The organism is Vibrio sp. JC009, assembly GCF_029016485.1.
Taxonomy (GTDB): Bacteria; Pseudomonadota; Gammaproteobacteria; order Enterobacterales; family Vibrionaceae; genus Vibrio.
Genome location: NZ_CP092106.1, coordinates 324076 through 348701 on the forward strand (window position 1 = coordinate 324076; position 24626 = coordinate 348701).

The 24626-nt window shown below is 47.6% G+C and carries 21 protein-coding genes; 11 read left to right on the plus strand and 10 right to left on the minus strand.

Features of this window, described 5'->3' with window-relative positions:
• Positions 1-73: 73 nt before the first annotated feature.
• Positions 74-1009 (plus strand): malate dehydrogenase, encoded by a 936-nt coding sequence (gene mdh, locus L3Q72_RS01600; protein ID WP_275130950.1) that lies wholly within the window; start codon positions 74-76, stop codon positions 1007-1009.
• A gap of 163 nt (positions 1010-1172) precedes the next feature.
• On the opposite strand, the gene ispB is transcribed toward mdh, so the two are convergent.
• Entirely contained in the window at positions 1173-2144 is a 972-nt protein-coding gene (gene ispB, locus L3Q72_RS01605; protein WP_275130951.1) for an octaprenyl diphosphate synthase, read from the minus strand.
• Between the two features lie 271 nt (positions 2145-2415).
• Here ispB and rplU point away from each other — a divergent pair, with 271 nt between their 5' ends.
• The 6 genes from rplU to folA all read left to right on the plus strand — a co-directional run bounded on the left by rplU (position 2416) and on the right by folA (position 6350).
• On the plus strand, positions 2416-2727 hold the full coding sequence (rplU, locus tag L3Q72_RS01610; RefSeq protein ID WP_275130952.1) for a 50S ribosomal protein L21: 312 nt from the start codon (positions 2416-2418) through the stop codon (positions 2725-2727).
• Between the two features lie 20 nt (positions 2728-2747).
• The gene (gene rpmA / locus L3Q72_RS01615; protein ID WP_014205843.1) at positions 2748-3005 is read left to right on the plus strand and encodes a 50S ribosomal protein L27; all 258 of its coding nucleotides are present in this window, start codon (positions 2748-2750) and stop codon (positions 3003-3005) included.
• Between the two features lie 215 nt (positions 3006-3220).
• Positions 3221-4396, plus strand: a complete 1176-nt coding sequence (cgtA, locus tag L3Q72_RS01620; protein ID WP_275130953.1) for an Obg family GTPase CgtA — start codon at positions 3221-3223, stop codon at positions 4394-4396.
• A 132-nt stretch (positions 4397-4528) separates the two neighbouring features.
• Complete coding sequence (locus L3Q72_RS01625) at positions 4529-5296, plus strand: threonine/serine exporter family protein (RefSeq protein ID WP_275130954.1); 768 nt, start codon at positions 4529-4531, stop codon at positions 5294-5296.
• Positions 5296-5760, plus strand: coding sequence for a threonine/serine exporter family protein (locus L3Q72_RS01630; RefSeq protein ID WP_275130955.1), 465 nt, complete (start codon positions 5296-5298; stop codon positions 5758-5760). Before L3Q72_RS01625 ends, L3Q72_RS01630 begins: the two co-directional genes overlap by 1 nt.
• Positions 5761-5867: 107 nt before the next feature.
• Positions 5868-6350, plus strand: coding sequence for a type 3 dihydrofolate reductase (gene folA, locus L3Q72_RS01635; RefSeq protein WP_275130956.1), 483 nt, complete (start codon positions 5868-5870; stop codon positions 6348-6350).
• 57 nt (positions 6351-6407) lie between these two features.
• Here the strand turns inward: folA and L3Q72_RS01640 are convergent, their stop codons facing one another.
• The 5 genes from L3Q72_RS01640 to lptD are packed head-to-tail and all read right to left on the minus strand — an operon-like array spanning position 6408 to position 12739.
• Positions 6408-7211 carry a symmetrical bis(5'-nucleosyl)-tetraphosphatase gene (locus L3Q72_RS01640; RefSeq protein WP_275130957.1) on the minus strand — a complete coding sequence of 268 codons (804 nt, stop codon included), beginning with the start codon at positions 7209-7211 and terminating at the stop codon, positions 6408-6410.
• 12 nt (positions 7212-7223) lie between these two features.
• Positions 7224-8027 carry a 16S rRNA (adenine(1518)-N(6)/adenine(1519)-N(6))-dimethyltransferase RsmA gene (gene rsmA / locus L3Q72_RS01645; protein ID WP_275130958.1) on the minus strand — a complete coding sequence of 268 codons (804 nt, stop codon included), beginning with the start codon at positions 8025-8027 and terminating at the stop codon, positions 7224-7226.
• Complete coding sequence (gene pdxA / locus L3Q72_RS01650; protein ID WP_275130959.1) at positions 8017-9018, minus strand: 4-hydroxythreonine-4-phosphate dehydrogenase PdxA; 1002 nt, start codon at positions 9016-9018, stop codon at positions 8017-8019. Before pdxA ends, rsmA begins: the two co-directional genes overlap by 11 nt.
• Position 9019: 1 nt before the next feature.
• Positions 9020-10309: a peptidylprolyl isomerase SurA gene (gene surA / locus L3Q72_RS01655; RefSeq protein ID WP_275130960.1), complete on the minus strand. Its 1290-nt coding sequence runs from the start codon at positions 10307-10309 to the stop codon at positions 9020-9022.
• 33 nt (positions 10310-10342) lie between these two features.
• The gene (lptD, locus tag L3Q72_RS01660) at positions 10343-12739 is read right to left on the minus strand and encodes an LPS assembly protein LptD (RefSeq protein ID WP_275130961.1); all 2397 of its coding nucleotides are present in this window, start codon (positions 12737-12739) and stop codon (positions 10343-10345) included.
• 140 nt (positions 12740-12879) lie between these two features.
• Here lptD and djlA point away from each other — a divergent pair, with 140 nt between their 5' ends.
• A complete protein-coding gene (djlA, locus tag L3Q72_RS01665; protein WP_275130962.1) occupies positions 12880-13746 on the plus strand; it encodes a co-chaperone DjlA in 867 nt (288 codons plus the stop codon).
• A 200-nt stretch (positions 13747-13946) separates the two neighbouring features.
• Here djlA and leuD read toward each other — a convergent pair whose 3' ends face one another.
• From leuD to leuA, 4 genes are all read right to left on the minus strand, one after another.
• On the minus strand, positions 13947-14549 hold the full coding sequence (leuD, locus tag L3Q72_RS01670; protein ID WP_275130963.1) for a 3-isopropylmalate dehydratase small subunit: 603 nt from the start codon (positions 14547-14549) through the stop codon (positions 13947-13949).
• A gap of 12 nt (positions 14550-14561) precedes the next feature.
• Complete coding sequence (gene leuC, locus L3Q72_RS01675) at positions 14562-15965, minus strand: 3-isopropylmalate dehydratase large subunit (RefSeq protein ID WP_275130964.1); 1404 nt, start codon at positions 15963-15965, stop codon at positions 14562-14564.
• Between the two features lie 92 nt (positions 15966-16057).
• Positions 16058-17146: a 3-isopropylmalate dehydrogenase gene (gene leuB, locus L3Q72_RS01680; protein WP_275130965.1), complete on the minus strand. Its 1089-nt coding sequence runs from the start codon at positions 17144-17146 to the stop codon at positions 16058-16060.
• Positions 17147-17284: 138 nt separating this feature from the next.
• Positions 17285-18844: a 2-isopropylmalate synthase gene (leuA, locus tag L3Q72_RS01685; protein ID WP_275130966.1), complete on the minus strand. Its 1560-nt coding sequence runs from the start codon at positions 18842-18844 to the stop codon at positions 17285-17287.
• Between the two features lie 445 nt (positions 18845-19289).
• Here leuA and L3Q72_RS01690 point away from each other — a divergent pair, with 445 nt between their 5' ends.
• The 3 genes from L3Q72_RS01690 to L3Q72_RS01700 are packed head-to-tail and all read left to right on the plus strand — an operon-like array spanning position 19290 to position 24362.
• A complete protein-coding gene (locus L3Q72_RS01690) occupies positions 19290-19952 on the plus strand; it encodes a TetR/AcrR family transcriptional regulator (protein ID WP_275130967.1) in 663 nt (220 codons plus the stop codon).
• Positions 19942-21255, plus strand: coding sequence for an HlyD family secretion protein (locus L3Q72_RS01695; protein WP_275130968.1), 1314 nt, complete (start codon positions 19942-19944; stop codon positions 21253-21255). Before L3Q72_RS01690 ends, L3Q72_RS01695 begins: the two co-directional genes overlap by 11 nt.
• Positions 21252-24362 (plus strand): efflux RND transporter permease subunit, encoded by a 3111-nt coding sequence (locus L3Q72_RS01700; protein ID WP_275130969.1) that lies wholly within the window; start codon positions 21252-21254, stop codon positions 24360-24362. Before L3Q72_RS01695 ends, L3Q72_RS01700 begins: the two co-directional genes overlap by 4 nt.
• The last annotated feature ends 264 nt before the right edge of the window (positions 24363-24626 follow it).

Genomic DNA, 24626 nt, shown 5'->3' on the forward strand with positions numbered 1-24626 from the left:
TATTGATGAAGTAAAAGAATTAAGAAAACGAACGTGAAACATTTATAACTTTAAATCCTAAAGGAGAACTACTATGAAAGTAGCTGTAATAGGTGCCGCTGGCGGTATAGGGCAGTCTCTGGCTTTGTTGCTGAAGAATCGTCTTCCTGCTGGTTCAGAGCTTTCTCTGTATGATATTGCTCCGGTTACGCCGGGTGTAGCAAAAGATCTCAGTCATATTCCGACTCCTGTTTCTGTTGAAGGTTTTGCCGGAGATGATATGACGCCTGCACTTAAAGGTGCTGATATCGTATTAGTTTCTGCCGGTGTTGCCCGAAAACCCGGTATGTCCCGCGCTGACCTGTTTAATGTGAATGCAGGTATTGCCAAAGTCGTAACAGAAAATGTTGCAGCTACTTGCCCGAATGCTCTTTTGGGTATCATTACTAACCCTGTAAATACACTTGTTCCTATCGCCGCTGAAATTCTGAAGAAGGCCGGTGTTTACGATAAGCGCCGGTTATTTGGTATCACCACGCTTGACTGTATCCGCGCAGAAGCTTTTGTTGCTGAGTTAAAGGGTAAAGATCCTGGTGAAGTCCGTGTTCCTGTTATCGGCGGCCACTCTGCACCAACTATTGTACCTTTGTTGTCACAGGTAGAGGGTGTTGAGTTCAGTGAAGAAGAGATCGCTGCATTAACTACCCGTATCCAGGAAGCAGGCACAGAAGTTGTAGAAGCAAAAGCCGGTGGCGGCTCTGCGACACTTTCTATGGCTCAGGCTGGTTGCCGCTTCGGTATGTCTCTGGTTAAAGCCATGAACGGTGAAGAGGGCATCGTTGAGTGTGCTTATGTAGAAGGTAACGGTGAACATGCCCGTTTCTTCGCTCAGCCGGTTGAGTTAGGTAAAGAAGGGGTTAAAGAAGTCCTTAGCATTGGTGAGCTGAGTGCGTTTGAAACTCAAACTTTAAGCGGAATGTTGGAAAGCCTTAACGGGGATATTGTTAAGGGGGAGAAGTTTGAGGTTTAAAAGTGGGTAACAGGTTACAGGTGGCGGGTTACAGGTTTTACGTGCTCGTTTTTGTGTAACTGAATTTAGAAAAAAGCGCGGAAGGTATTGAACCTCCGCGCTTTATGTTTTTAGTCTTGTGTATAACCTATAACCTATAACCTATAACCTATAACCTATAACCTTATTTATTCCTTTTAACCGCCAAATGCGCCAACGCCACCAAGGCCTCTTTATACTCTGAGTCCGGCAGTACAGATAACTCAGCAATCGCCTTATCCGCTTCTTTATGGGCCTGCTCTGTTGTGTACTCCAGCGCACCTGTCTCTTTCATTGCTTCCAGGATCTGATCCAGTTTTTCCATGCCGTTGGTATTTTCGATGGCGTCACGGATCATATCCGATTGATCGTCTGATCCGTTCCACATAGCATATAGAAGAGGAAGGGTAGGTTTACCTTCGGCCAGATCGTCACCAACGTTTTTACCCATCTCTTTACCGTCAGCGGTGTAATCAAGCACATCGTCAATAAGCTGAAAGGCGGTACCCAGATACTTGCCATAGTTCTGTAGCGCTTTTTCTGTCTCTTCCGGTGCTTCCACCAAGATCGCGCCGATCTGGGTTGCAGCTTCAAACAGGCGGGCGGTTTTTGAATAGATCACCTGCATGTAGCTCTCTTCTGTTGTCTCCGGATCGTTGCAGTTGATCAACTGCTGAACTTCACCTTCAGAGACAACATTTACCGCCTCACTCATCAGCTCAAGGATCTTTAAGGATCCCAGGCTGGTCATCATCTGGAAAGAGCGTGTGTAGATATAGTCACCAACCAGCACGCTGGCAGCATTACCAAATGCGGCATTTGCGGTTGCTTTGCCTCTGCGCATATCAGATTCATCAACCACATCATCATGCAGCAGGGTAGCCGTATGGATAAACTCAATAAAAGCAGCAGCAGTAATATGAGCATCACCTTTGTAGTCCAGTGCTTTTGCAGAAAGAACAGCCAGAAGAGGGCGCAGACGCTTGCCTCCACCACTGACAATATAGAACCCTAACTGATTAATTAAAGTTACTTCAGAATTAAGTTGGGCGAGGATTGTTTCGTTCACTTTTGCCATGTCATCGGCAGTAAGAGCTTGGATAGCTTTAAAATCCATGGTACATCCGGCTGAGATCAGGTCCTGTAAGGGATAATTGTTTTAGTTTGAAGTGGAATTTTACACTAAAAAGCATTGATTAATACAACATTCATAGGCATGATCCTCCCACTTTTCTTTGGCGATTAGCTTTTCGCCAATTTTTTTAAAATATGGCTTGTCATAGAGTGCTCATTCGCGTAGAATCTGCGCCCTATTGATGATTAGTTTAGCGCACACCCGAAATTGCTCATAATGCATATTAGGCTGTGCGGAAAAAGCGGAGTAAAAAATGTACGCTGTTTTCCAATCTGGTGGTAAACAACACCGTGTAAGCGAAGGTCAAACTCTTCGTTTAGAGAAATTAGACGTTGAAACAGGCGCAACTGTTGAGTTCGATAAAGTTCTTCTTGTAGCTAATGGCGAAGAAATCGCTGTTGGTGCTCCTCTTGTAGAGGGTGGCAAGGTAATTGCTGAAGTGGTTAAGCACGGTCGTGGCGATAAAGTAAAAATCGTTAAGTTCCGTCGTCGTAAGCACTCTCGTAAGCAACAGGGTCATCGTCAGTGGTTCACTGAAGTGAAGATCACTGGTATCAACGCTTAAGTTATTAGGAGAGTTTTACAATGGCACACAAAAAAGCTGGCGGTTCTACTCGTAACGGTCGTGATTCAGAAAGTAAACGTCTTGGTGTTAAGCGTTTCGGTGGTGAATCAGTTCTAGCGGGCAACATCATCGTTCGCCAACGTGGTACTAAGTTCCACGCTGGTACTAACGTTGGTATCGGTAAAGACCACACTCTATTCGCTCTATCTGACGGTAAAGTGAAGTTCGAGGTTAAAGGTCCTAAGAACCGTAAATTCGTAAGCATCGAAGCTGAATAATTTTAGTTTCTAGCTGAATTCAAAAGCCCTGCCGATTCGGCGGGGTTTTTTATTTATATAAAGGGTAATGGGGTTATAGGGCTATGAGGTTATGGGGAGTTTTCCCTGATAGCCCCATAGCCCCATAGCCTCCAAGGGCGAAGCCCGTCCTATAGCCCTTATATCTGCTAAAATTGATATCGAAGATTGGTATTTGCACCAATGCGGAGTAAGAAATGAAATTCGTAGATGAAGCGGTAGTAAAAGTAGATGCTGGCGACGGCGGTAACGGGGTTGTTAGCTTCTGGAGAGAAAAGTTTGTTGCTAAAGGTGGTCCTGATGGTGGCGACGGTGGTGACGGCGGTGATGTTTATATTGAAGCTGATGAGAACCTGAATACACTTATTGACTATCGCTTCCAGCGTTTCTACGCAGCAGAGCGTGGTGAAAATGGTCGTGGCGGTAACTGTACCGGTAAGCGTGGTAAAGACAAGGTTATGAAGGTACCTGTTGGTACACGTGCGGTTGATATCCACACTAACGAAATCGTAGCTGAAGTTGCTGAGCACGGTAAAAAAGTGATGGTCGCTAAAGGCGGCTGGCATGGCCTTGGCAACACACGTTTTAAATCTTCAGTAAACCGTGCTCCTCGTCAGAAGACCATGGGTACTAAAGGTGAAGTGCGTGAGCTTCGTCTGGAGCTATTGCTGCTTGCTGATGTTGGTATGCTTGGCCTGCCTAACGCCGGTAAGTCTACCTTTATTCGCGCGGTTTCAGCGGCCAAACCAAAAGTGGCGGATTATCCTTTTACCACTCTGATCCCAAGTCTTGGTGTTGTGAGTGTGGTTCCGGAAAAAAGCTTTGTTGTTGCTGATATTCCAGGTCTGATTGAAGGTGCGGCTGATGGTGCCGGTCTTGGTATCCGCTTCCTTAAGCATCTTGAGCGTTGCCGTGTACTTCTGCATATGATCGATATTCTGCCTATTGATGGCACGGATCCTGTGCAAAATGCTCTGACCATTATTGATGAGCTGGAACAGTACAGTGAAAAAGTGGCAGCTAAACCGAGATGGCTTGTATTTAATAAGGCCGATCTTATGCCTGAAGAAGAAGCGAATGAGAAGATCCAGGAGATCTTAGATGCGCTTGGATGGGAAGATCGTTACTTTAAGATCTCAGCGGTGAATAAACAGGGCACCAAGGATCTTTGCTTCCAGCTGGCTGAGTTTATGGAAGCTTTGCCAAAAGAGGTCATTGAAGAGTCGGAAGAAGAAAAAGTCGACTTTATGTGGGATGACTACCATAAAGATGCCATGTCCGGAAAAGATGTCATTACTGAAGATGACGATGACTGGGATGATTGGGACGATGATGATGAAGATGACGGCCACGTGATCTACGTTCGTGAATAAACCATTTTTGTATTTATAATTTCCAAAAACCACAACAGCTTGTTGTGGTTTTTTTGTGTTTAAATCATATTTTGCTTCCCTGTTTTATAGGACACTTATATCTGATTTATTTGTAAGGTGTCCGGAGTTTGTGTGGAAGATAAACAACGAAAAGTTTCGAGGCTGATAGCTCAGGCAGGGCAGATGTTGCTTGCCCATGGTGCGGAAAGCACTCTGGTGGGAGATATCATGCAAAGAATGGGGCTGGCTAGCGGGGCTGACGACGTTCAGGTTTCTCTTTCTGCCAACTCGATTGTGGTGACCACTTTTTTCAACGATAAATGCATGACAACGACCCGTAATGCTCCTGACAGGGGGATCAACATGCGGGCGGTAACTCAGGTTCAGCGGATCTGTATCATGATGGAAAAAGGGGTGCTTAACTACAGCCTTGCTCAGGAGCGTCTGAATAAAATAAGCCCGGAGCGCTATAACCGCTGGTTTGTGGTGCTGATGATAGGCTTGTCCTGCGCGTCATTTGCCCGCCTGGCCGGGGGCGACTGGTTAGTTTTTGCTGTTACCTTTACGGCTTCCGCCATTGGTATGATTGTCCGGCAGGAGATCGGCCACCGTCATTTTAATCCCCTGCTCAACTTTGCCGTTACTGCATTTGTGACCACTTTTATTTCGGCTCAGGGCATGGTCTTTGGTATTGGTAATCATCCGTTTATCGCCATGGCTTCTTCAGTGCTGATGCTGGTTCCCGGCTTCCCGCTTATTAATGCGGTTGCGGATATGGTTAAAGGCTATGTCAATATGGGGATTGCCCGCTTTGTATTTGCAAGCATGCTGACCTTCGCCACATGCCTGGGAATCGTAGGCGCAATGATGCTGGTTGGTGTGTGGGGGTGGGTTGGATAATGGAACTGTTACTTGCACTGATTAACGATATGTTTTTTGCTTCGATTCCTGCCGTGGGGTTTGCTTTGGTATTTAATGTGCCGAAGCAGGCACTTAAATATTGCGCGATTCTAGGGGCAATAGGTCATGGTTCAAGGTTTCTGTTTATGCGCTATGGTGTACCCATTGAGTGGGCTACCTTTTTTGCTGCGACCATTGTCAGCATTATCGGAATTCGTCTATCTCACCGTTTTCTCGCTCACCCGAAAGTGTTTACGGTGGCTGCTTTGATTCCCATGGTTCCCGGAGTATTTGCATTTAAGGCAATGATTGCGCTGGTAGAGATCAATCACCTTGGCTATACCCCTGAGCTTATTTCAGTATTGATGGAAAACTTTTTGAAGGCGATGTTTATTATCGCGGGACTGGCACTTGGACTGGCGTTGCCGGGGATGTTGTTTTATCGGAGGAAATCCGTTGTTTAAGGGGGATGGGGCGGACTTCGTCCTTGTGGGCTATGGGGGGATAGCTAGACTCTTGGGGTTTGAGTTGCTATCGTTTTGCTTTCTTGAATTATGGAACGTATAAAAGTATGAAAATTAGCATGATAGCTGCGATGGCTGATAATCGTGTAATTGGTAAAGACAACCAGATGCCTTGGCACCTTCCTGCTGATTTTACCTGGTTTAAAAAGTCGACTATGGGCAAGCCAGTTGTGATGGGGCGAAAAACCTATGAGTCCATTGGAAGGCCACTCCCGGGAAGAACAAATATCGTTATAAGCCGTGATGAAACACTTTCTATTGATGGCGTTAAGATGGCAACGTCTATCGATCAGGCTGTTGAGCTTGCTGGTGACGTTGAGGAGATAATGATTATAGGTGGCGGCTCTATTTACCAAACCTGTCTTAATAAAGCAGATAAACTTTATCTGACTTTTATAGATCTTGAGGTTGAAGGTGATACCCAATTCCCGGATTGGGGGGACGGTTGGGTTGAAACTTATTCTGAGCATTATTCTTCAGATGAGAAGAATGCGTACGATATGAGATTTGTAGTTTTAGAAAGGGCTTAATTATCATACTGCATAGCCCCATAGCCCCATAGCCCCATAGCCCCATAGCCCTGGGGCCTACAAAGCCTCTTGAACAAAATACTCCCTATCCTCCCACCGAAGCATAGTCAGAGTCCCCCCCCAAACACACCCCGTATCCAATCCGATAACGTCATTATACTCTCCGCCTTTCAGCGCGGCCCAGTGACCAAATAGGACGGTTTTACCTAAAGGCTTTCTTCCCGGAACCTTAAACCATGGGATCAGTTCACCTTCTTCCATTTCATGGGGCGGGAGCTTGCACAGCATGTCGAGGCGGGTATCCAGATGACAAAAGCGCATTCTGGTATAGGCGTTGATGATATAGCGGTAACGCTCGATTCCCGAGAGGTTTTCATCCCAGATATCCGGCGTATTGGCATACATCTCTTCGATAAGTTCACGCCAGTTATCTCCGCGCAGGATATGCGATATTTCTTCGGATGCGCTTCGGGCAGTGGCTAAATCCCATTGCGGAGAAACACCGGCATGGCAGACCACAAACTCGGGGTGTTCTGCCAGCAGTGGCTGCTTTCTCAGCCAGTCAAGCAGCTCTTCTCTGTCCGGAGCTGCGAAAATCGGCATGGTTTTGTCTTTTTTCTTTTCAGGGTGAACACCTAAAGAGACGGCAAGCAGGTGCAGATCGTGGTTGCCAAGAACAACCACGGCGGAATCGCCCAGAGATTTAACAAAGCGCAGCGTTTCAAGGGACTTCGGGCCTCGTGCCACCAGGTCACCGGCCAGCCACAGAACATCTTTCGCTTTATCAAATTTCGCTTTATTCAGCAGCGCTTCCAGTTCATCGAAGCAACCCTGAATATCACCTACGATATAATTAGCCAATCTCGCACCTGATTAGTGATTTTTATCCAGCCAGTTTGCCATATCAACAAACTGCTCCAGCGTCAGGTTTTCAGGACGCATGCCCGGGTTGACCCCCAACTCTTCCAGAACTTCAGCGCTCAGAAGAGCTTTATAACAGTTTCTGACGGTCTTTCTTCTCTGGTTGAAGCCTTCACGGCAAACGCGATCCAGCCACTTCAGACTGGTTGCCGGGTATGGAAGCTCTTCGTAAGGCACCAGCCTTACCACTGCCGAATCAACCTTTGGCGGCGGTACGAAAGCCGTTGGTGGCACTTCCAGTACAGGAACCACTTTACAGAAGTACTGTGCCATTACCGTTAGTCTGCCGTATGCCTTTGAGCCAGGGCCCGCAGCCAGACGGTTTACTACCTCTTTTTGCAGCATAAAGTGCATATCCTGAATCTCTTTGTGGAACTCAAAAAGATGGAACATAAGAGGGGTTGAAATGTTGTATGGTAGGTTACCAAATATACGTAACTTGTTATTTGGCTTAACCAGCTGTGTGAAGTCGAAGCGCATGGCATCGCCTTCATGGATGGTCAGCTTATCGCCAAGGTCCGGGTGGTTTCTCAGGCGTTCTGCCAGATCACGGTCAAGCTCGATTACGGTAAATTTGTCGACCTCTTTACCCACCGGCTCGGTGATTGCACCAAGGCCAGGGCCGATTTCAACCAGGTTCTGCCCCGGTCTCGGGTTAATGGCTGATACGATCCCGTCGATAATATAAGGGTCGTTCAGGAAGTTCTGACCAAAACGTTTACGCGCTTTGTGTCCTAAGTGGACATCATTTCTCATCTTTGTTCTCTACTAAATCTATCGCGTATTGCAGCGCTGTCTGGAAACTTCCTGTATCCGCTTTTCCTGTTCCCGCCAGTTCCAGTGCAGTTCCGTGATCCACCGATGTTCTTATAAAAGGCAGACCCAGAGTAATATTCACGGAGCGACCAAAGCCCTTGTACTTCAATACAGGCAATACCTGGTCGTGGTACATACCAAGAACAGCATCAGCATCTTGCAAATACTTTTCGTTAAAAATGGTGTCTGCCGGAAGAGGGCCAATCAGGTTCATTCCATCACTGGCTTTTAGCTTTTCCAGTGTTGGCGTGATTGTTTCTATCTCTTCTCTGCCCAGAACGCCATCTTCTCCAGCATGCGGATTTAACCCACATACATAAATATTTGGGTTCTTAATTGCAAACTTAGTGACTAAGTCTGAATAAAGGATGCGGATTATACTCTCTAGACGCTCTTCTGTAACGGCTTTTGATACCTGATTCAGAGGAATATGTGTGGTAACCAGAGCGGTTCTGAGTCCTTCGGTTGCCAGCATCATCACCACAAGTGGCGTATCCGACTTTTCTGCAAAGAATTCGGTGTGGCCGCTGAAGGTCACACCGGCGCGGTTTATCACGCCTTTATGTACCGGCCCTGTGACTACAGCATCAAACTCACCGCTCATGCATCCCTGAGTGGCGCGCTCAAGAGTTTTCAGTACATACAGGCCATTGCTCTCATTCAGTTGTCCGGCAACAACATTTCCATCGGCCTCAATATGGTCAACCAGCAGGCTGCCCGCTTTTTGTGGAGCAAGCTCTGTAGCCGTATTGTAGTCAATCAGCTCAACATGAATACCAAGAGCATCCGCCCTTTCTGCCAGCATATTTTTATCGGCGCAAACCACAATCTGGTGTGTCCAGTCGTGGGCCGAAAGTGCCAGAACCAGATCCGGACCAATACCTGCCGGTTCACCGGCGGTTACGATTATGCGTCTGATTGACTGAGTCATTTTATTCTTCATCCCTGTCTACAACTTCAACGAAAGCACTGGCTCTGAGTTCCTGAATCCATGCCGTTGCTTCTTCGTTAAATTTTCTGTTGAACAGAATTCGGTAAGCCTTATTCTTCTGGGCTGAATCTGTTCTGTCCACTTCACGTCTTTTTAGCACTTCTACAATGTGCCAGCCATGAACGGTTTTAAATGGTTCACTGATCTGGCCAACAGGCAGGGTTTCCACCTGATGTTTAAACTCCGGTACATAGAGATCTGGTGTCTGGAAACCAAGTTCGCCATTTTGAGCCGCAGAGCCCGGATCCTGACTGAATTGCGCAGCAAGTTCACCAAAGGTGGTCTCACCGGATTTAATCTGACGGATAAACTTATTCAGTTGACGCTCTGCGCCGTCATCACTCATGATCACGGACGTTTTAATCAGAATGTGCCTTGCATTTACCTCAGTAACTGCAACGGTTTCCAGGCCTTTCACATCATCAATGCGCAGAATATGGAAACCAACACCGCTGCGGAAAGGGCCGATAATTGCGCCTTTGTTCTGAGTGGTAATCTGATCGGCAAACACGGTTGGCATCTCTTCTTTACGCATCCATCCCCAGTCACCGCCGTTTAGCGCTTTAGGGCCTTTGGAGTAGGCGTAAGCCATTTTGCCGAACTCTTCGCCTCTTTTTAGCTTTTTAACCAGCTCGTTGGCCTGTTTTTCAACTTCATGCTTGTCGGTATCGTCATCGAACTTAAGCTGAATATGCGAAATCTTATACTGAACCGTTGCATTGCTTTCCTGTGACAGGTTATTTGCAAGGGTTTCAACTTCAGCCGGAAGAATATTAATTCTTCTTCGTACCAGAGCATTACGCGCTTCAGAGATGGCTATCTCCTGACGAATCTGCTCCCTGAACTCTTCATAGGTCAGACCTTCTGCAATGACTGAATTTGTTAGTTGCTCAACGGTTTTACCTTTGTCTTTCGCCAGTTGTGTAATGGCCGTGTTCAGTCTGTTGTCATCAATACGAACGCCAATACGCTCTGCTTCCTGAAGCTGGATTTTATCTGTGATCAGCTTTTCCATTACCTGATCATTCAGTACAGACTCTTCAGGCAGAGCCTGCTTACCGCCATTTGCGTTGGCTTTAAGAGTTTTTATTGTGTTGTCTATATCGCTTTGAAGAATAACGCCGTCATTTACGATAACCACGACACTGTCCAGCTCTACAGGCTGAGCGCTGGTCTGAAATGCTGAGAGTAGCAGCGATAAGCTGACTAAAGTGTGTTTCCACATTTTCATTCAATCTTTCCAATTTCTTTTATTGTTCTGGTACTAGTTGTTCAGGTAAAACGGACGACCGTATCCCAGAGAGTTACTTGAAGTGTCGTAGCCAGCCATGCCTGACCCTGCACCAATAGTGGTACCGAATCCGGTAATACCAAAGTTAAGGCTGAAGTTTTTCTCATAGGTTGCTTCAGAGCCGATGATGTCGTCAGCCCAACTATCCAATTGGTTGGCGTAAGTAAGGGCGATATACCAGCAGTCACTGCGGTAGGTCAGCCTCGCCAGCCACTCAAGATTAACATCTTCAGTCAGGTCATAGAAATACTGTCCATAAGCATTCAGTTTTCTGGTTAACTGATACTGGGAAATAAAGCCAAGCTGGGATATACCGTCGTTGGTATAGTCGCTGTCTGCATAATCCGGAGCGTTAGACTCGATATAGTCCATACTGACATAGCGGTAGTTTAGCTGGCTAAAGCCTCCACCATAACGGTATTCCAGCGTACTGTTAGCCAACTGAAAATCATTGGTACTGACATCATACTGAAGACCGCCATGATAAAACACGGTATCAGCGAAGTTGAAATCGGCTTCAACGGCCCAGGCTGAATAGGTTGAGTCATCATCTTCATCGGACAGGGCATCATCGTAGGTCGAGTTAGCGTAGATTATCTGACCAAAGGAGATATTCATCCTTTCACGGAATTCATCATCGTAGAATCGTGAGGTGGCACCATAGCTGAACTGGTTGGCTGGTGCGATATAGTCAACGCTGCTGTAGCGTTTATCCATAAACAGGCCGTAGTAGTCCAGCTGAAGTTTGGTGGTGTCATAGTAGGAGTAGATATTGCTCTGATCTTTTTTCGCTATGTACAGATACTGAACCTGAGGTTCAAGGGTCTGTACATAGTTGTCCAGAAAGACGGTATCCCGCTCCAGATAAAGCTCACCGTGAAGTCTTAGTTTAGGAACGGCGCGGTCGACATTCTCTTCAAGATCTTCGTTTCCGTCTTCGGCCAGAATAGTGCTGTCCAGATCCTGCTGGTAGTAGGAGTACATCATCTTGGCTTCAGTGGTAAAGCTGCCCCATGGCGCTGCCAACGGCAGAGTCAGGGTTGGCTCGATATGCAGCCTGGTTGCCGACGGATCCGTGGTTGAGTCTGTTTCAAAGCGGCTGATATGGCTGAGCAGATTAAAATCAAGCTTAGAGTAGAACTCAGGTGCATAGTAGTTATATTCAAGCTGAGGCATCAGGCGATAAGGGGTTGAACCGGTAGAGAGAACCTGAAAGTCCTTAACTTTTAGCGTGGTATCCCAGGCTTTAGAACGGTATGAAACCGTACCTTCCTGCAACAACTGACCATCTTCACGGTTACCGATGCTGGAGCTCAGGTCAGAGAAGTAGGAGATATCACTTACCCGGGAGTAGTCGACTTCCAGCTTCCATGATTCATCTATGATGGCATTGTGCTTCCAGTTACCACCCCAGCGCTTTCCTTCGTCTAAGTTCTTCTTATCTTCCGGAAGGTATTCGAATGTGATGTCACCCTGGCCGAAGTCGTTCAGATAGCGGAAATAAGAGTCAAGCTGCTGTCCTCTCTTTTCCATATGTTTAATCGTGGTTTTCAGGTCGTAGTTGGGTGCGATATTCCAGTAGATAGGCACTTCCATACCGAAACCGTCGGTACTATCCATGGAGATACTAGGATAGAGGAAACCGGTTTTACGGGTATCACCCACAGGGACTGTCAGGTATGGCAGATAGAAAACAGGAACTCGTGCGATTTCAACCCATGGGTTATACAGGGTTGCCATTTCGTCATTCTGATTCAGCTCTATGGTGGTGGCTCTCAGTCGCCAGGCGTTGTTGCCTTCAGGACAGGAGGTCAGGGAGCCATCTTCCATTTCATAAAAGGCCTGGCCTGATTTATGGATAAATGCAGCTTCGCCCCGTCCGGCTTCACACAGGAACTGATACTTAGTTTCTTCCAGCGACGTCTCGTCTGTGTTCAGGTTGGTAACCGCTTTAACGGAATGCGTCTTGACCTGGCCATCGGCATAGGTGACGTTTCCTTCCGCTACCACAACACTGTCCTGTTGATGGTAGGTAACGGTATCGGCAGTGATTCGCTTATTGCCCTGGGTGACAACAACTTCACCTCTATAGGTTGCTTTATCTCCGCTAATCCCTTCCAGATCGTCAGCTTCAATGTTAATTGGCTCTTGTGTTGAGTTATTATCTGACTGATTTGGGGTCAGGCATTGATCTGGGGAGGACATTTCCTGCACACTAGTGTCTTCAGTTACTAGTGCATCAGATTCATTGGTACTTTCCGCAGAAACGTTTTGGGTACTCGTATTTTCAGAACTTTCTGCATAGGCAGCGGGCACAAATAGTGCTGCGTAAATAGATGCTGCTAATAAAGTGCGTGGGAAATGTGACATCGAATTTTACTATCCTGTGTAACTTTATTATTTATTCGGCAAGTTAATTGACCGGTTTACGAATAAAACGTTCCCTATCATAAAGGAAATTACGCTTTGGGGCACGAACATAACAAAAATTCATAATTGAGAGCACAACAATGTATGTTTTCGGCAAGATACTAGGTATATTTTTCGGTTTTCTTTTTGGCGGGCTTTTTGGCGCCCTGTTCGGCCTTTTTCTCGGGCACCAGTTTGATAAGGCTCGCCGGTTAAGCAACGCGGGTTTTCGCGCATCCAGTGCGTTCTCCGGCGGACCAAGCCAGCAGGAGCGACAGGCGGAGTTTTTTAAAGCCGGCTTTGCAGTAATGGGACATGTTGCCAAGGCGAAAGGACAGGTAACAAAGGAAGAGATTCAGCTTGCTTCAACCATGATGGACAGAATGCGCCTGCATGGTGAGCAGCGAAAAGCGGCTCAGGAGGCTTTCAGAGAAGGTAAATCATCAGACTTCCCGCTGGAAGAGGTTCTGGAGAGAGTCCGCATTTCATCCGCTGGCCGCTTTGACCTGCTGCAGTTCTTCTTAGAGCTTCAGATTTCAGCCGCCTTTGCCGACGGCAGTCTTCACCCGTCGGAAAGAAATATCCTTCACGTAATCGCTAAAGGCTTAGGCTTCTCTTCTCAGCAGCTTGAACAAAGACTACAGATGCAGGAAGCTGCATTCCGCTTCCAGCAGGGTGGCGGAGGCTTCGGTGGCGGTTCAGCCGGAGGCCGCCAGCAAAGCCAGGGCGGATGGCAACAGACTTATCAGAAAGATCACCTGGCCGATGCATACAAGGTGCTGGGCATTACCGAAGATGCCGATGGCAGAGAGGTTAAAAAGGCTTACCGTAAACTGATGAATGAACACCACCCGGATAAGCTAGTCGCAAAAGGTCTTCCGCCGGAAATGATGGAAGTGGCGAAGGAGAAGGCGCAGGAGATTCAGTCGGCTTATGATTTGATTAAGAAGGAAAAAGGGTTTAAGTAGGGTTATAGGTTATAGGTTATAGGTTATAGGTTATAGGCTATGGGGCGAGCTTCGCTCTGGAGGGCTATGGGGAAAGGTTACTTTAGTTTTTCGGACCTAAAAAAAGGTTCTGCACGTATGCAGAACCTTTTCTTTTGGAGCAAAGCACTGGAATCCTATGGCCCCATAGCCCCTAAGAGCGAAGCTCGCTCCCTAGCCTTCTACTTCATAAACCCAGGAATCTTACCCTCAAACTCCGCAATCTTATCCTCATGCTGAAGCGTCAGTCCGATATTATCCAGGCCGTTCAGCAGACAGTGACGGCGGAACTCGTCGATTTCGAATGAGTACTCTTTGCCGTTTGCTGTTACCTTCATCGCTTCCAGGTCAACGGTGATTTCTGCGCCTTCGTTGGCTTGAACGAAAGTGAAGATCTCATCTACCTCAGCTTCGGTCAGTTTTACCGGAACCATCTGGTTGTTGATTGAGTTACCGTAGAAGATATCTGCAAAGCTTGGTGCGATCATAACGCGGATACCGTAGTCAGCCAGTGCCCATGGTGCGTGTTCACGTGATGAGCCACAACCAAAGTTTTCGCGCGCCAGCAGGATAGATGCACCCTGGTAGCGGTCTGCGTTCATTACAAACTCCGGGTTTGGCTGCTCACCTGCATCATCAAGGAAGCGCCAGTCGTGGAACAGGTGCTTGCCGAAACCTACGCGGGTTACTTTTTGCAGGAACTGCTTAGGGATGATGGCGTCCGTATCAACGTTAGCAAGATCCAGAGGAACAACTAAGCCTGTGTGCTGTTTAAAACCTGACATATTGCTCTCTCCTTATGCGTCCAGTTCACGAATATCAACAAAATGACCAGCGATTGCTGCTGCCGCTGCCATTGCAGGGCTTACCAGGTGCGTACGACCATCGCGGCCCTGACGGCCTTCGAAGTTACGGTTACTGGTTGAAGCGCAGCGCTCATGTGGACCTAAGCGGTCGTTGTTCATCGCAAGACACATAGAACAGCCTGGCAGACGCCATTCAAAACCGGCTTCGATAAAGATCTTATCCAGACCTTCTGCTTCCGCCTGTGCTTTCACCTGCTCAGAGCCAGGTACGATAAGTGCCTGTACATGCTCGGCGACTTGACGGCCTTTTGCTACTACCGCTGCAGCGCGCATATCTTCGATACGTGAGTTAGTACAAGAGCCGACAAATACTTTATCCACTTTGTAATCCGTCAGTGATGTGCCTGCTTCCAGTCCCATATAAGCCAGTGCTTTTTCCGCAGAAGCTTTTTCTACAGGGTCAGAGAAAGACTCAGGCGCAGGGATCGGAGCATCGACAGCGACTACCTGACCAGGGTTAGTACCCCAGGTTACCTGTGGCTTGATATCCGCCGCTTCCAGAGTGACAACAGCATCAAACTGCGCATCGTCGTCTGTCTTAAGTGTTGACCAGTACTCAACCGCCGCATCCCAGTCAGCACCTTTTGGTGCAAATTCACGGTCTTTGATGTAGTCGAAAGTTGTCTGGTCAGGAGCGATAAGACCGGCTTTTGCACCCAGCTCGATAGCCATGTTACAAACCGTCATACGGCCTTCCATGGAAAGGTCAGTAATGGCTTCACCGCAGAACTCAACAACATAGCCAGTACCGCCTGCTGCTGTTGTTTTACCAATGATCGCCAGCACGATATCTTTTGCTGTAATGCCTTCAGCTACCTTGCCTTTAACTTCGATTTTCATGGTTTTAGCACGAGCTTGTTTCAGAGTCTGAGTAGCAAGTACGTGCTCAACTTCTGAAGTACCGATACCAAATGCCAGTGAACCGAAAGCACCGTGAGTTGCTGTGTGTGAGTCACCACATACAATGGTCATACCCGGAAGAGTAATACCCAGCTCAGGACCCATAACGTGTACGATACCCTGATACTTGTGGTTTAGATCGTAAAGGGTTACACCAAACTCTTCACAGTTCTTAGACAGGGTTTCCATCTGGATACGGGCCATCTCACCAGAGGCGTTGATATCCTTAGTGGTAGTAGAAACGTTGTGGTCCATGGTTGCGAAGGTTTTGCCTAGCTGACGAACCTTACGGCCTTTTTCACGCAGGCCGTCAAACGCCTGAGGTGAAGTTACTTCATGCACCAGATGACGGTCGATATATAAAATCGGGTTTTCGCCCTCCGCTGCTACTGCAACGTGAGCGTCGTAAACTTTTTCGTATAGTGTTTTTGACATTGCTTTATTAGGGTTCTGGGTTCTGGGCTCTGGGCCCTGGGAAAACTCCCAACGCCCTGTACCGGAATCCTTTTTCCCTGCTCCTTGCTTAATTATTCCGTGATGTACTGAGCGATCTTATCGCCCATTTCTGAAGTAGATAGTGCTGGTTTGTCACCTGCAAGATCGCCCGTCAGTTCGCCTGCTTCCAGTGCTTTGCTTACCGCAGCTTCAATATCGCGTGCTGCTTCTTCTTCACCAAGGCTGTAGCGTAGCATTAGTGCAGCTGACAGGATCTGAGCAACCGGGTTTGCGATGTTCTTACCTGCGATGTCAGGTGCAGAGCCACCCGCTGGTTCGTACAGGCCGAACTTGCTTTCGTTCAGGCTTGCTGATGGCAGCATACCCATAGAGCCGGTAATCATTGCACACTCATCAGAGATGATGTCACCAAAGATGTTTGAACAAAGCATAACGTCGAACTGAGCAGGATCTTTGATTAGCTGCATAGTTGCGTTGTCGATGTACATATGAGAAAGCTCAACATCCGGGTAGTCTTTAGCGATCTCTTCAACCACTTCACGCCACAGAATAGAGCTCTGAAGTACGTTTGCTTTGTCGATTGAACAAACTTTCTTACGGCGAAGGCGGGCTGATTCAAAAGCGATTTTAGCGATGCGCTCGATTTCGTAGCGGTGGTAAACCTCTGTATCAAAGGCTTTCTCGTTTGCGCCTTCACCTTCACGGCCTTTTGGCTGACCAAAGTAGATGCCGCCAGTCAGCTCACGAACAACAACGATGTCGAAGCCTTTTTCAGAGATATCAGCACGCAGCGGAGAGAATGCCTCAAGACCTGCGTGAATCTGTGCAGGACGAAGGTTACAGAACAGCTGGAAGTGTTTACGCAGCGGAAGAAGCGCACCACGCTCAGGCTGATCGTTTGGTGGCAGATGTTCCCACTTAGGACCGCCAACAGAGCCGAAAAGAACGGCATCAGCGTCTTCACAAGCTTTTACCGTGCTTTCCGGAAGCGGACAACCGTGGTTATCAATAGCGATACCACCAACATCGTGCTCTTCACGAGTGAAAGTAATGCTATGTTTCTTTTCAATTGCATCCAGAACCTTTTCTGCCTGTTGCATTACTTCCGGACCGATACCGTCACCCGGTAGAACGGCGATTTTGTATGTTTTGCCTGCCATTGTTGTTTTTTCCTGTATGTGTAAATCTTGGTTGTTAATTCAAATATGCTGTGTTTGTTTTTTGGGTTATGGGGCTATAGGGACGGGCTTCGCCCTAAAGGGTATGAGGGAAAACCCCATTGCCCCATAGCCTTTATTCTATACCGTCGCTTCTTTCTTCTTCTTCTTCGTCTTAATCTCTTCAATCTCATCCGCACGATGAATACTGTTGATTACATGAAGAAGAGCCTGACCTGATGCTTCGATAATATCAGTGGAAACACCGGTACCGTGGTACTTACGGCCTTTGTAGTTGGCGATGATATCTGCCTGACCAAGACCGTCTTCACCTTCGCCTTTCGCGGTAAGGTCGAACTTATCCAGAACGATGTCGTAGCCGGTCAGACGGTAAATAGCCTGATAAAGCGCATCAACCGGGCCGTTACCGACCGCCGCTTCGCATTTCTCTTCTTCACCACACTGCAGTTTAATGGTCGTCGTTGCCATTACGCTGCCTGCCTGAGAGCTGAAGTAGGTCAGTTTGAAGAAGTCATCTTCATCGCGAAGGTTAGCAAAATACATTAATGATTCCAGATCGTAGTCGAAAACCTGACCCTTGCGGTCAGCAAGTTTCAGGAAGTCTTCATATAGCGTATCCAGATTGTATTCAGCTTCGTTGTAACCCATGCGATCCATATGGCTCTTAACCGCTGCGCGGCCTGAACGGCTGGTCAGATTCAGCGCCTGATTCTGCAGACCGATAGACTCAGGCGTCATAATCTCATAAGTGTTTTTATTTTTCAGCATGCCATCCTGGTGAATGCCTGAAGAGTGGCTGAATGCGTTTGCACCGACAATTGCTTTGTTGGACTGAACCGGCATGTTACATAGCTGGCTAACCATCTTGCTGGTGCGGTGAATCTCATCGTGTTTAAGACCAGTATGAACACCACCCATAAACTCTGAGCGGGTTTTGATGATCATTGCCACTTCTTCAAGTGCACAGTTACCGGCACGTTCACCGATTCCGTTGATAGTACCTTCAACCTGGCGCGCGCCAGCCTGAACAGCGGCGATTGAGTTTGCGACCGACATGCCTAAGTCATCGTGACAGTGAACAGAGATAACGGCTTTATCAATGTTTGGCACACGGTTAAACAGTTGCTCTACAATGCCGCCAAACTCGCTTGGAATTGTGTAACCTACGGTATCCGGGATATTTACTGTAGTTGCACCTGCATCGATAGCGGCTTCAACCATACGGCATAGGTTATCAATTGGTGTACGGCCCGCATCTTCACAGGAGAATTCAACATCATCTGTGTATTTGCGTGCATGTTTTACCGCTTTCACACCCATTTCAACCACATCATCATAGCTGCGGCGAAGCTTGTCCTGTACGTGAATCGTAGAGGTAGAGATAAAGGTGTGGATACGGAAAGCTTCGGCTACTTTTAGTGATTCGGCAGCAACATCAATGTCCTTTGGTACGGCACGAGAAAGGGCACATATGCGGCTGTTTTTGATGTTCTTGGCAATGGTCTGCACAGACTCAAAATCACCAGGTGAAGAAACCGGGAAACCCGCTTCGATAACATCAACACCCAGACGTTCAAGGGCGAATGCGATCTGCAGTTTTTCTTTTACCGTCAAACTTGCTGAAAGTGCCTGCTCGCCATCACGCAATGTGGTGTCGAATATAATGACCTGATCGTTCATGGTTGCGTCCTTTTCCTGTCCTGTATCGTATTGTGTTTGCTATGTTGTGTTTGTTTTAATCAGATATAAAAAAACCCGCATTCAGATGCGGGTTTTCAGAATTCTTTTGTGGTGTTTTTCGTCCACAACCTACCCGCGCGAATTGTTCACGATAAGGAGGAGGTTCAGGAGTGATGAAAAACAAAATGTCATTTTTTAGTACTTTGTAACTATTCCACAAATTTAGTGCCCAATTAGTACCGCACTCAAGTGCATGCGTCAAGCATTAAGTTGATTTTTTATGCATAGAGGGTTCTGGGGAATGGGGACGGGCTTCGCCCTGCTGGGTCCTGGGAAGGGGGGGAATTTAATTAATCACTTGATGAAATAGTGATTAATTAATGGACTCACTACAGGTTTCTTTAATTGGCTATAATTAATCGGGTGATTAATTCAGGGCGGTTATATGAGCAGGAAAGTTGGCAGGCCGAGTGAGAAGACGGATTCAAGGGAAAAGCTGATAGCGGCTGCTCAGAAGCTGTTTATGGTTTTGCCCTACGATAAGGTCTCTATCCGGATGATCGCCGAAAAGGCCGATGTGAATATGGCGATGATCCGTTATTACTTCGGTAATAAAGAGGGACTGTTTGAGACCATGATTCGTGAAATTGTGGCCCCCATTAAAGCCGAGATGGAAAGGAGCACTGGCGATGACGGTCGTGATGGTCTGGGAGAGGTGATGCGAACTTATTACCAGACCATGATAAAAACACCTCAGCTTCCCAGACTGATCGTCCAGATTATGAATATGGCTCCATCGGATATGCAGAGAAAGTTGGTGGAAAGAGTATTTAGTGATGTAACCAGTCCGGTAGAAAAACTGTTATCGGAAAAGCTGGTGAATAACGGAGCGATCCGGGATGGGATGGACCCTCACTGTTGCCGGGTGACTTTTATGAGTTTGATGGTGTTTCCGTTTTTAGCACCTCCCGCCATGTTTAAATTACATGGAATTGAGTTAAACGAAGCGTTTTTAGATAAACTTTTAGAGCATAATATCAAAGTATTATCTCACGGGTTCCAGAACCCGGAGCAATTTGCTCCTTCAGGAGAAAATAATGAAAATTAACCGTAGCCTTCTTTTCTTTCCCGCTTTAGCTGTCGGTGTTGTCGCTTTAGTCCTGGCTGTAAAAATGCGTCCGGACTTACCGGTAAAGCCGGCTGTCAGCAAGGCCAGGCTGGTAGAGACAATGTCAATGGAAAAGCAAGAGCTTGCTCCTGTGGTGGTGGGCTATGGCAAGGTGGCACCAAAATATGAGTGGAAAGCCATTGCTGAAGTTTCGGGTAAAGTGGTTTACCGCAATCCGGCTCTGGAGAAGGGGCGTGTACTACCTGCGGGAACTGAAATTATAAGAATCGATCCTCTGGATTATGAGCTGGTTCTGGTACAGGCAGAGGCGGATCTTAAATCCAGCGAAACCCAGTTAGCCAGACTGGATCTTGAAGAGAGCAATCTTAAAAGCACGTTAAAGATCGAAAAGAACCGTCTGGTTATCAGCAAAAAAGAACTGGATCGTAAGGTAAACCTGAAGAAAAAAGGGCTGACTTCACAGTCGGATGTGGATCAGCAACAGCAGTCTTATCTGTCGCAGCAAAAACTGGTTAAGGAACTGGAAAACCAGCTTTCGCTTTACCCGGATGAGAGAAAGGTTTCTCAGGCACAGGTCGCTGTAAATGAGTCAAGAGTTGCCGAAGCACAGCGCTCTCTTGAAAAAACCTCGGTTGTTTTGCCGCAGCAGCTGAGAATTTCGTCGGTTGATATCGAAGAAAATCAGGTGGTCAATCTTCAGCAGACCATGGTTGAGGCCCACCGGGTTGATGTTATGGAGGTGGAAGCTCAGCTTTCCATTCATGATATGCGACTTATCGCTTCCAGCCTTGATAGCTTTGTTCGTGATAAGTCCAGTGTCCCGGATCCTGCTATGAACTCAATGAAGGCGAGTATTGAGCTTTCAAGCGGTAACCTGAAAGCAAGCTGGCCTGCAAAAGTGTCACGTATCAGCGATAGTGTTGATGCGAATCAGGCTACCGCCGGGGTGATTCTGGAAATTGAGCAGGACTATACCGGTCTGACGCCTGAGAATGTGCCACCTTTGGTAACCGGCATGTTTGTGAAAGCCGATATTGTTGGTAAAGCAAGCTCAGACTGGGTGATACCTGAGCGCGCACTGCATGGTGACAGAGTTTATATTAAGGGTGCTGACAACAAGCTGGAAATTCGTAAGGTTGAAGTGATTTACCGTCGTGACAATCAGGTTGTGATTAAAGGCAGTTTTAAAGACGGAGAAAAACTGATCCTGAATGACCTGCTTCCGGCAATCGAAGGAATGCTTTTAAGAGAAGCCTCTGATGTTGCGGAGGATGCTGCATGATCCGCTTTTTCTCTAAACACCCGACAGCTGCCAATCTTATGATGCTGGCGCTGTTTGTGCTGGGTCTTTCGGCTCTGCCGACCATAAAAAGGGAAACTTTCCCCGAATTTGATCCGCCGTACATTATGGCTGGCGTTGCGTACCCCGGCGCCTCTCCTCAGGAAGTGGAAGAGAGTATCTGTGTCCGGATGGAAGATGCGGTTGATGGTCTGTCCAATATTGAGGAAACCAGTTGCGAAGCCATTGAAGGTTCTGCACGTCTGGTTTTAAAACTGTCGGATAATGCCGACATTGGAATGATGCTGATCGATGTCCAGACTCAGATCGACTCAATCAGCGATTTTCCCGATGAAATTGAGTCGCCGGTGGTTCAGGAGCTGGACCGAAATGAGCCGGTGGTGGATATCGCCATTACCGCCGATCTTTCATGGCCGGATCTTAAAGCCTATGCCGAGCAGCTAAAGAGAATACTCAAACTGGACTATGGGGTTTCTCTGGTGGATGTCAGCGGTTTCTCTGATCACCAGTACCGGGTGGAACTGGATACGCTGGCTATGCGTCAGCTTGGGCTCAGTGTTGGTGAGATAGCCAGCCAGATTGGAAATCAAAATATTAAGCTTCCGAGCGGTAACATAGAAACCCAGGATAAAAACTTCCTGATCCGCTTTGATGAGCGGCGTATTACGCCTGAAGAGCTGGAAGATATTGTGGTCGGCTCTGGCTCAAACGGCTCTCTTATCCGCCTTAAAGATATCGCGACGATTACAGACAGGTTCGAGCTGGATGAACAGAAGATCCTGTTTGACGGCAAACCTTCAGCGGTACTGAAGATCAGTAGAAATAAAGAAGATGATGCCCTTCGCGTTAAAGATCAGGTGGTTAAGTTCTTGGAGGATCAGCGTGCTATCGCTCCGGATGGCGTAGAGATGTCCATGACCAATGATCTCTCTTCCGTGCTCTGGGATCGTCTGACCATGATGGTTCGCAACGGCTGGCAGGGTATTATCCTTGTGTTTGCAACCATGTGGCTGTTCTTTAGCTTCCGTTATTCATTCTGGGTCGCTGCCGGTCTGCCGGTGGCCTTTCTTGGTGGCCTGTTCCTGATGGCAAACCTTGGATTGTCTATCAATATTATGACTCTGGTCGCCCTGCTGATGGCCATCGGTATTATGATGGATGACGCCATTGTTATCGCCGAGTCCATAGCCGCTCATGTGGACAGGGGACACAAGATTGATGAAGCCGTTATCAAAGGCGTTAACAAGGTTCTGCCCGGTGTGACTTCTTCCTTCCTGACCACAGTCTGTATTTTTGGCAGCCTGATGTTTCTTGAAGGTCAGATGGGGGCCGTGCTGAAAGTGGTGCCTCAGGTGCTGATTCTGGTGCTTTCTCTGAGTCTGGTTGAGGCTTTCCTGATTCTGCCAAACCACCTTTCTCACTCTCTGCATAAGGCGAAAAAAGAGAAAGAACCGATGAAGTTTAAAAAGGCGGTTCTGGATGGCTTTGAAAACTTCCGTAATACCAAACTGGTTAGCGCTGTTGATAAGGTGGTTCAGTACAGATATGCCTTTTTAGGTGGGGTACTCGCGCTTCTGCTCGGCTCTGTTGCATTAATTGCCGGTGGTTCGGTTAAGTTTGTTCCTTTTCCTGAACTGGATGGTGATATCGCGGCGGCCAGAATCATTCTGCCTCCGGGCTCATCGCTGAGCCAGACAGAGCAAGTAGTAGACAAAATAGTCGCGTCTGCGGAGAGGCTTAATCTGAAGTGGTCAGAAGAGGTGGAGAATGGCACTAATCTGGTTGAGCATATCACCGCCAGTTTTAACGTTAACTCCGATGCCGATGAGTCCGGGCCGCATCTGGCGACAGTCCGGCTTGATCTGCTTGGGGCAGAGCTCCGTAATACTCTGATCGATGATTTTGTTGATGCCTGGCGTGAAGATGTCGGTGAACTGGCCCAGCCGGTTTCTCTGGTATACAAACAGCCGACTATGGGACCGGGGGGCCGGGATATAGAGATTAGAGCACGGCATGACGACCTTGAAGAACTTAAAGCGGCATCCATAGAGATTCAGCGTTATCTGAATGAGTTTGCCGGTGTTTATGGTGTTTTGGATGATATGCGCAAGGGTAAGGAAGAGATCCTTATTAAACTGCGTCCGGGGGCTGAGACCTATGGTGTGAACGGCCAGACAATCGCAAATCAGCTCCGCTCTGCCTTCTTTGGTCAGACGGCCGATGAGATTCAGATTGGAGTAGAAAATATTGAGGTTGAAGTCAGGCTGAATAAAGTTCAGGCAGGGGAACTGCAGGAATTAGCCAACTTCCCGATTATGATGCCGGACGGCAGCCAGATCCCGCTTGCGACCGTGGCAAGCTTTGATTTCCAGCGTAACTATGTGCGAATTAACCGTATCGATGGCCTGCGTACCATCAGTATTTACGGCGATGTGGACAATAGCATTGTGAGTTCATCCGATATCGTCAACAAGTTCCGTACGGAAAAAGCACCGGAGCTGAGCAAAAAGTATCCGGGGTTGAGGTTTGACTTTGAAGGCCAGACTAAAGACAGCCAGCAGACATCCTCTTCCATGCAGAAGGGCTTTTTACTGGGTTTATTTGGTGTCTATATCATCCTGAGCTTCCAGTTTCGCAGTTATCTGGAACCGGTTGTGGTTATGCTGGCCATCCCTCTGGCATTTATCGGCGTTATCTGGGGCCACTTCCTGCTCGGGCATTCGTTAAGTATGCCAAGTATGATGGGTTTTGTTTCCCTTGCCGGGGTAGTGGTTAATGACTCTATACTTCTGGTTCAGTATATACGCCACCACGTGGATGAGGGAGATAGCGTCCACGATTCAGTAGTAAAGGCCAGCCGCGAACGCTTCCGGGCAGTGTTCCTCACCTCCATGACTACAGCCGCCGGTCTGCTGCCATTGCTGTCAGAAACCAGCCTGCAGGCTCAGGTCATCCAGCCTCTGGTTATCTCCATCGTATTCGGTATCTTTGCATCCACCTTGCTGGTGTTGTTTATGATCCCTTCAGCCTACGCGATTCTGGCGGATTGGGGGCTGGTTCATAAGCATGTGGAATGGAGTGATGAATAGTTTGTAGGGCTATGGGGCGGGCTTCGCCCTTTTGGGGGAATAAGGCTATAGGGAAAAGCAAAAAAAGCTTGACACCATGTGCAGCAGAAGCAAACTTTGCATAACCCCATAACCCCATAACCCCATAACCCCATAACCCCATAACCCCATAACCCCATAACCCCATAACCCCATAACCCCATAACCCCATAACCCCATAACCCCATAACCCCATAACCCCATAACCCCATAACCCCATAACCCCATAACCCCATAACCCCATAA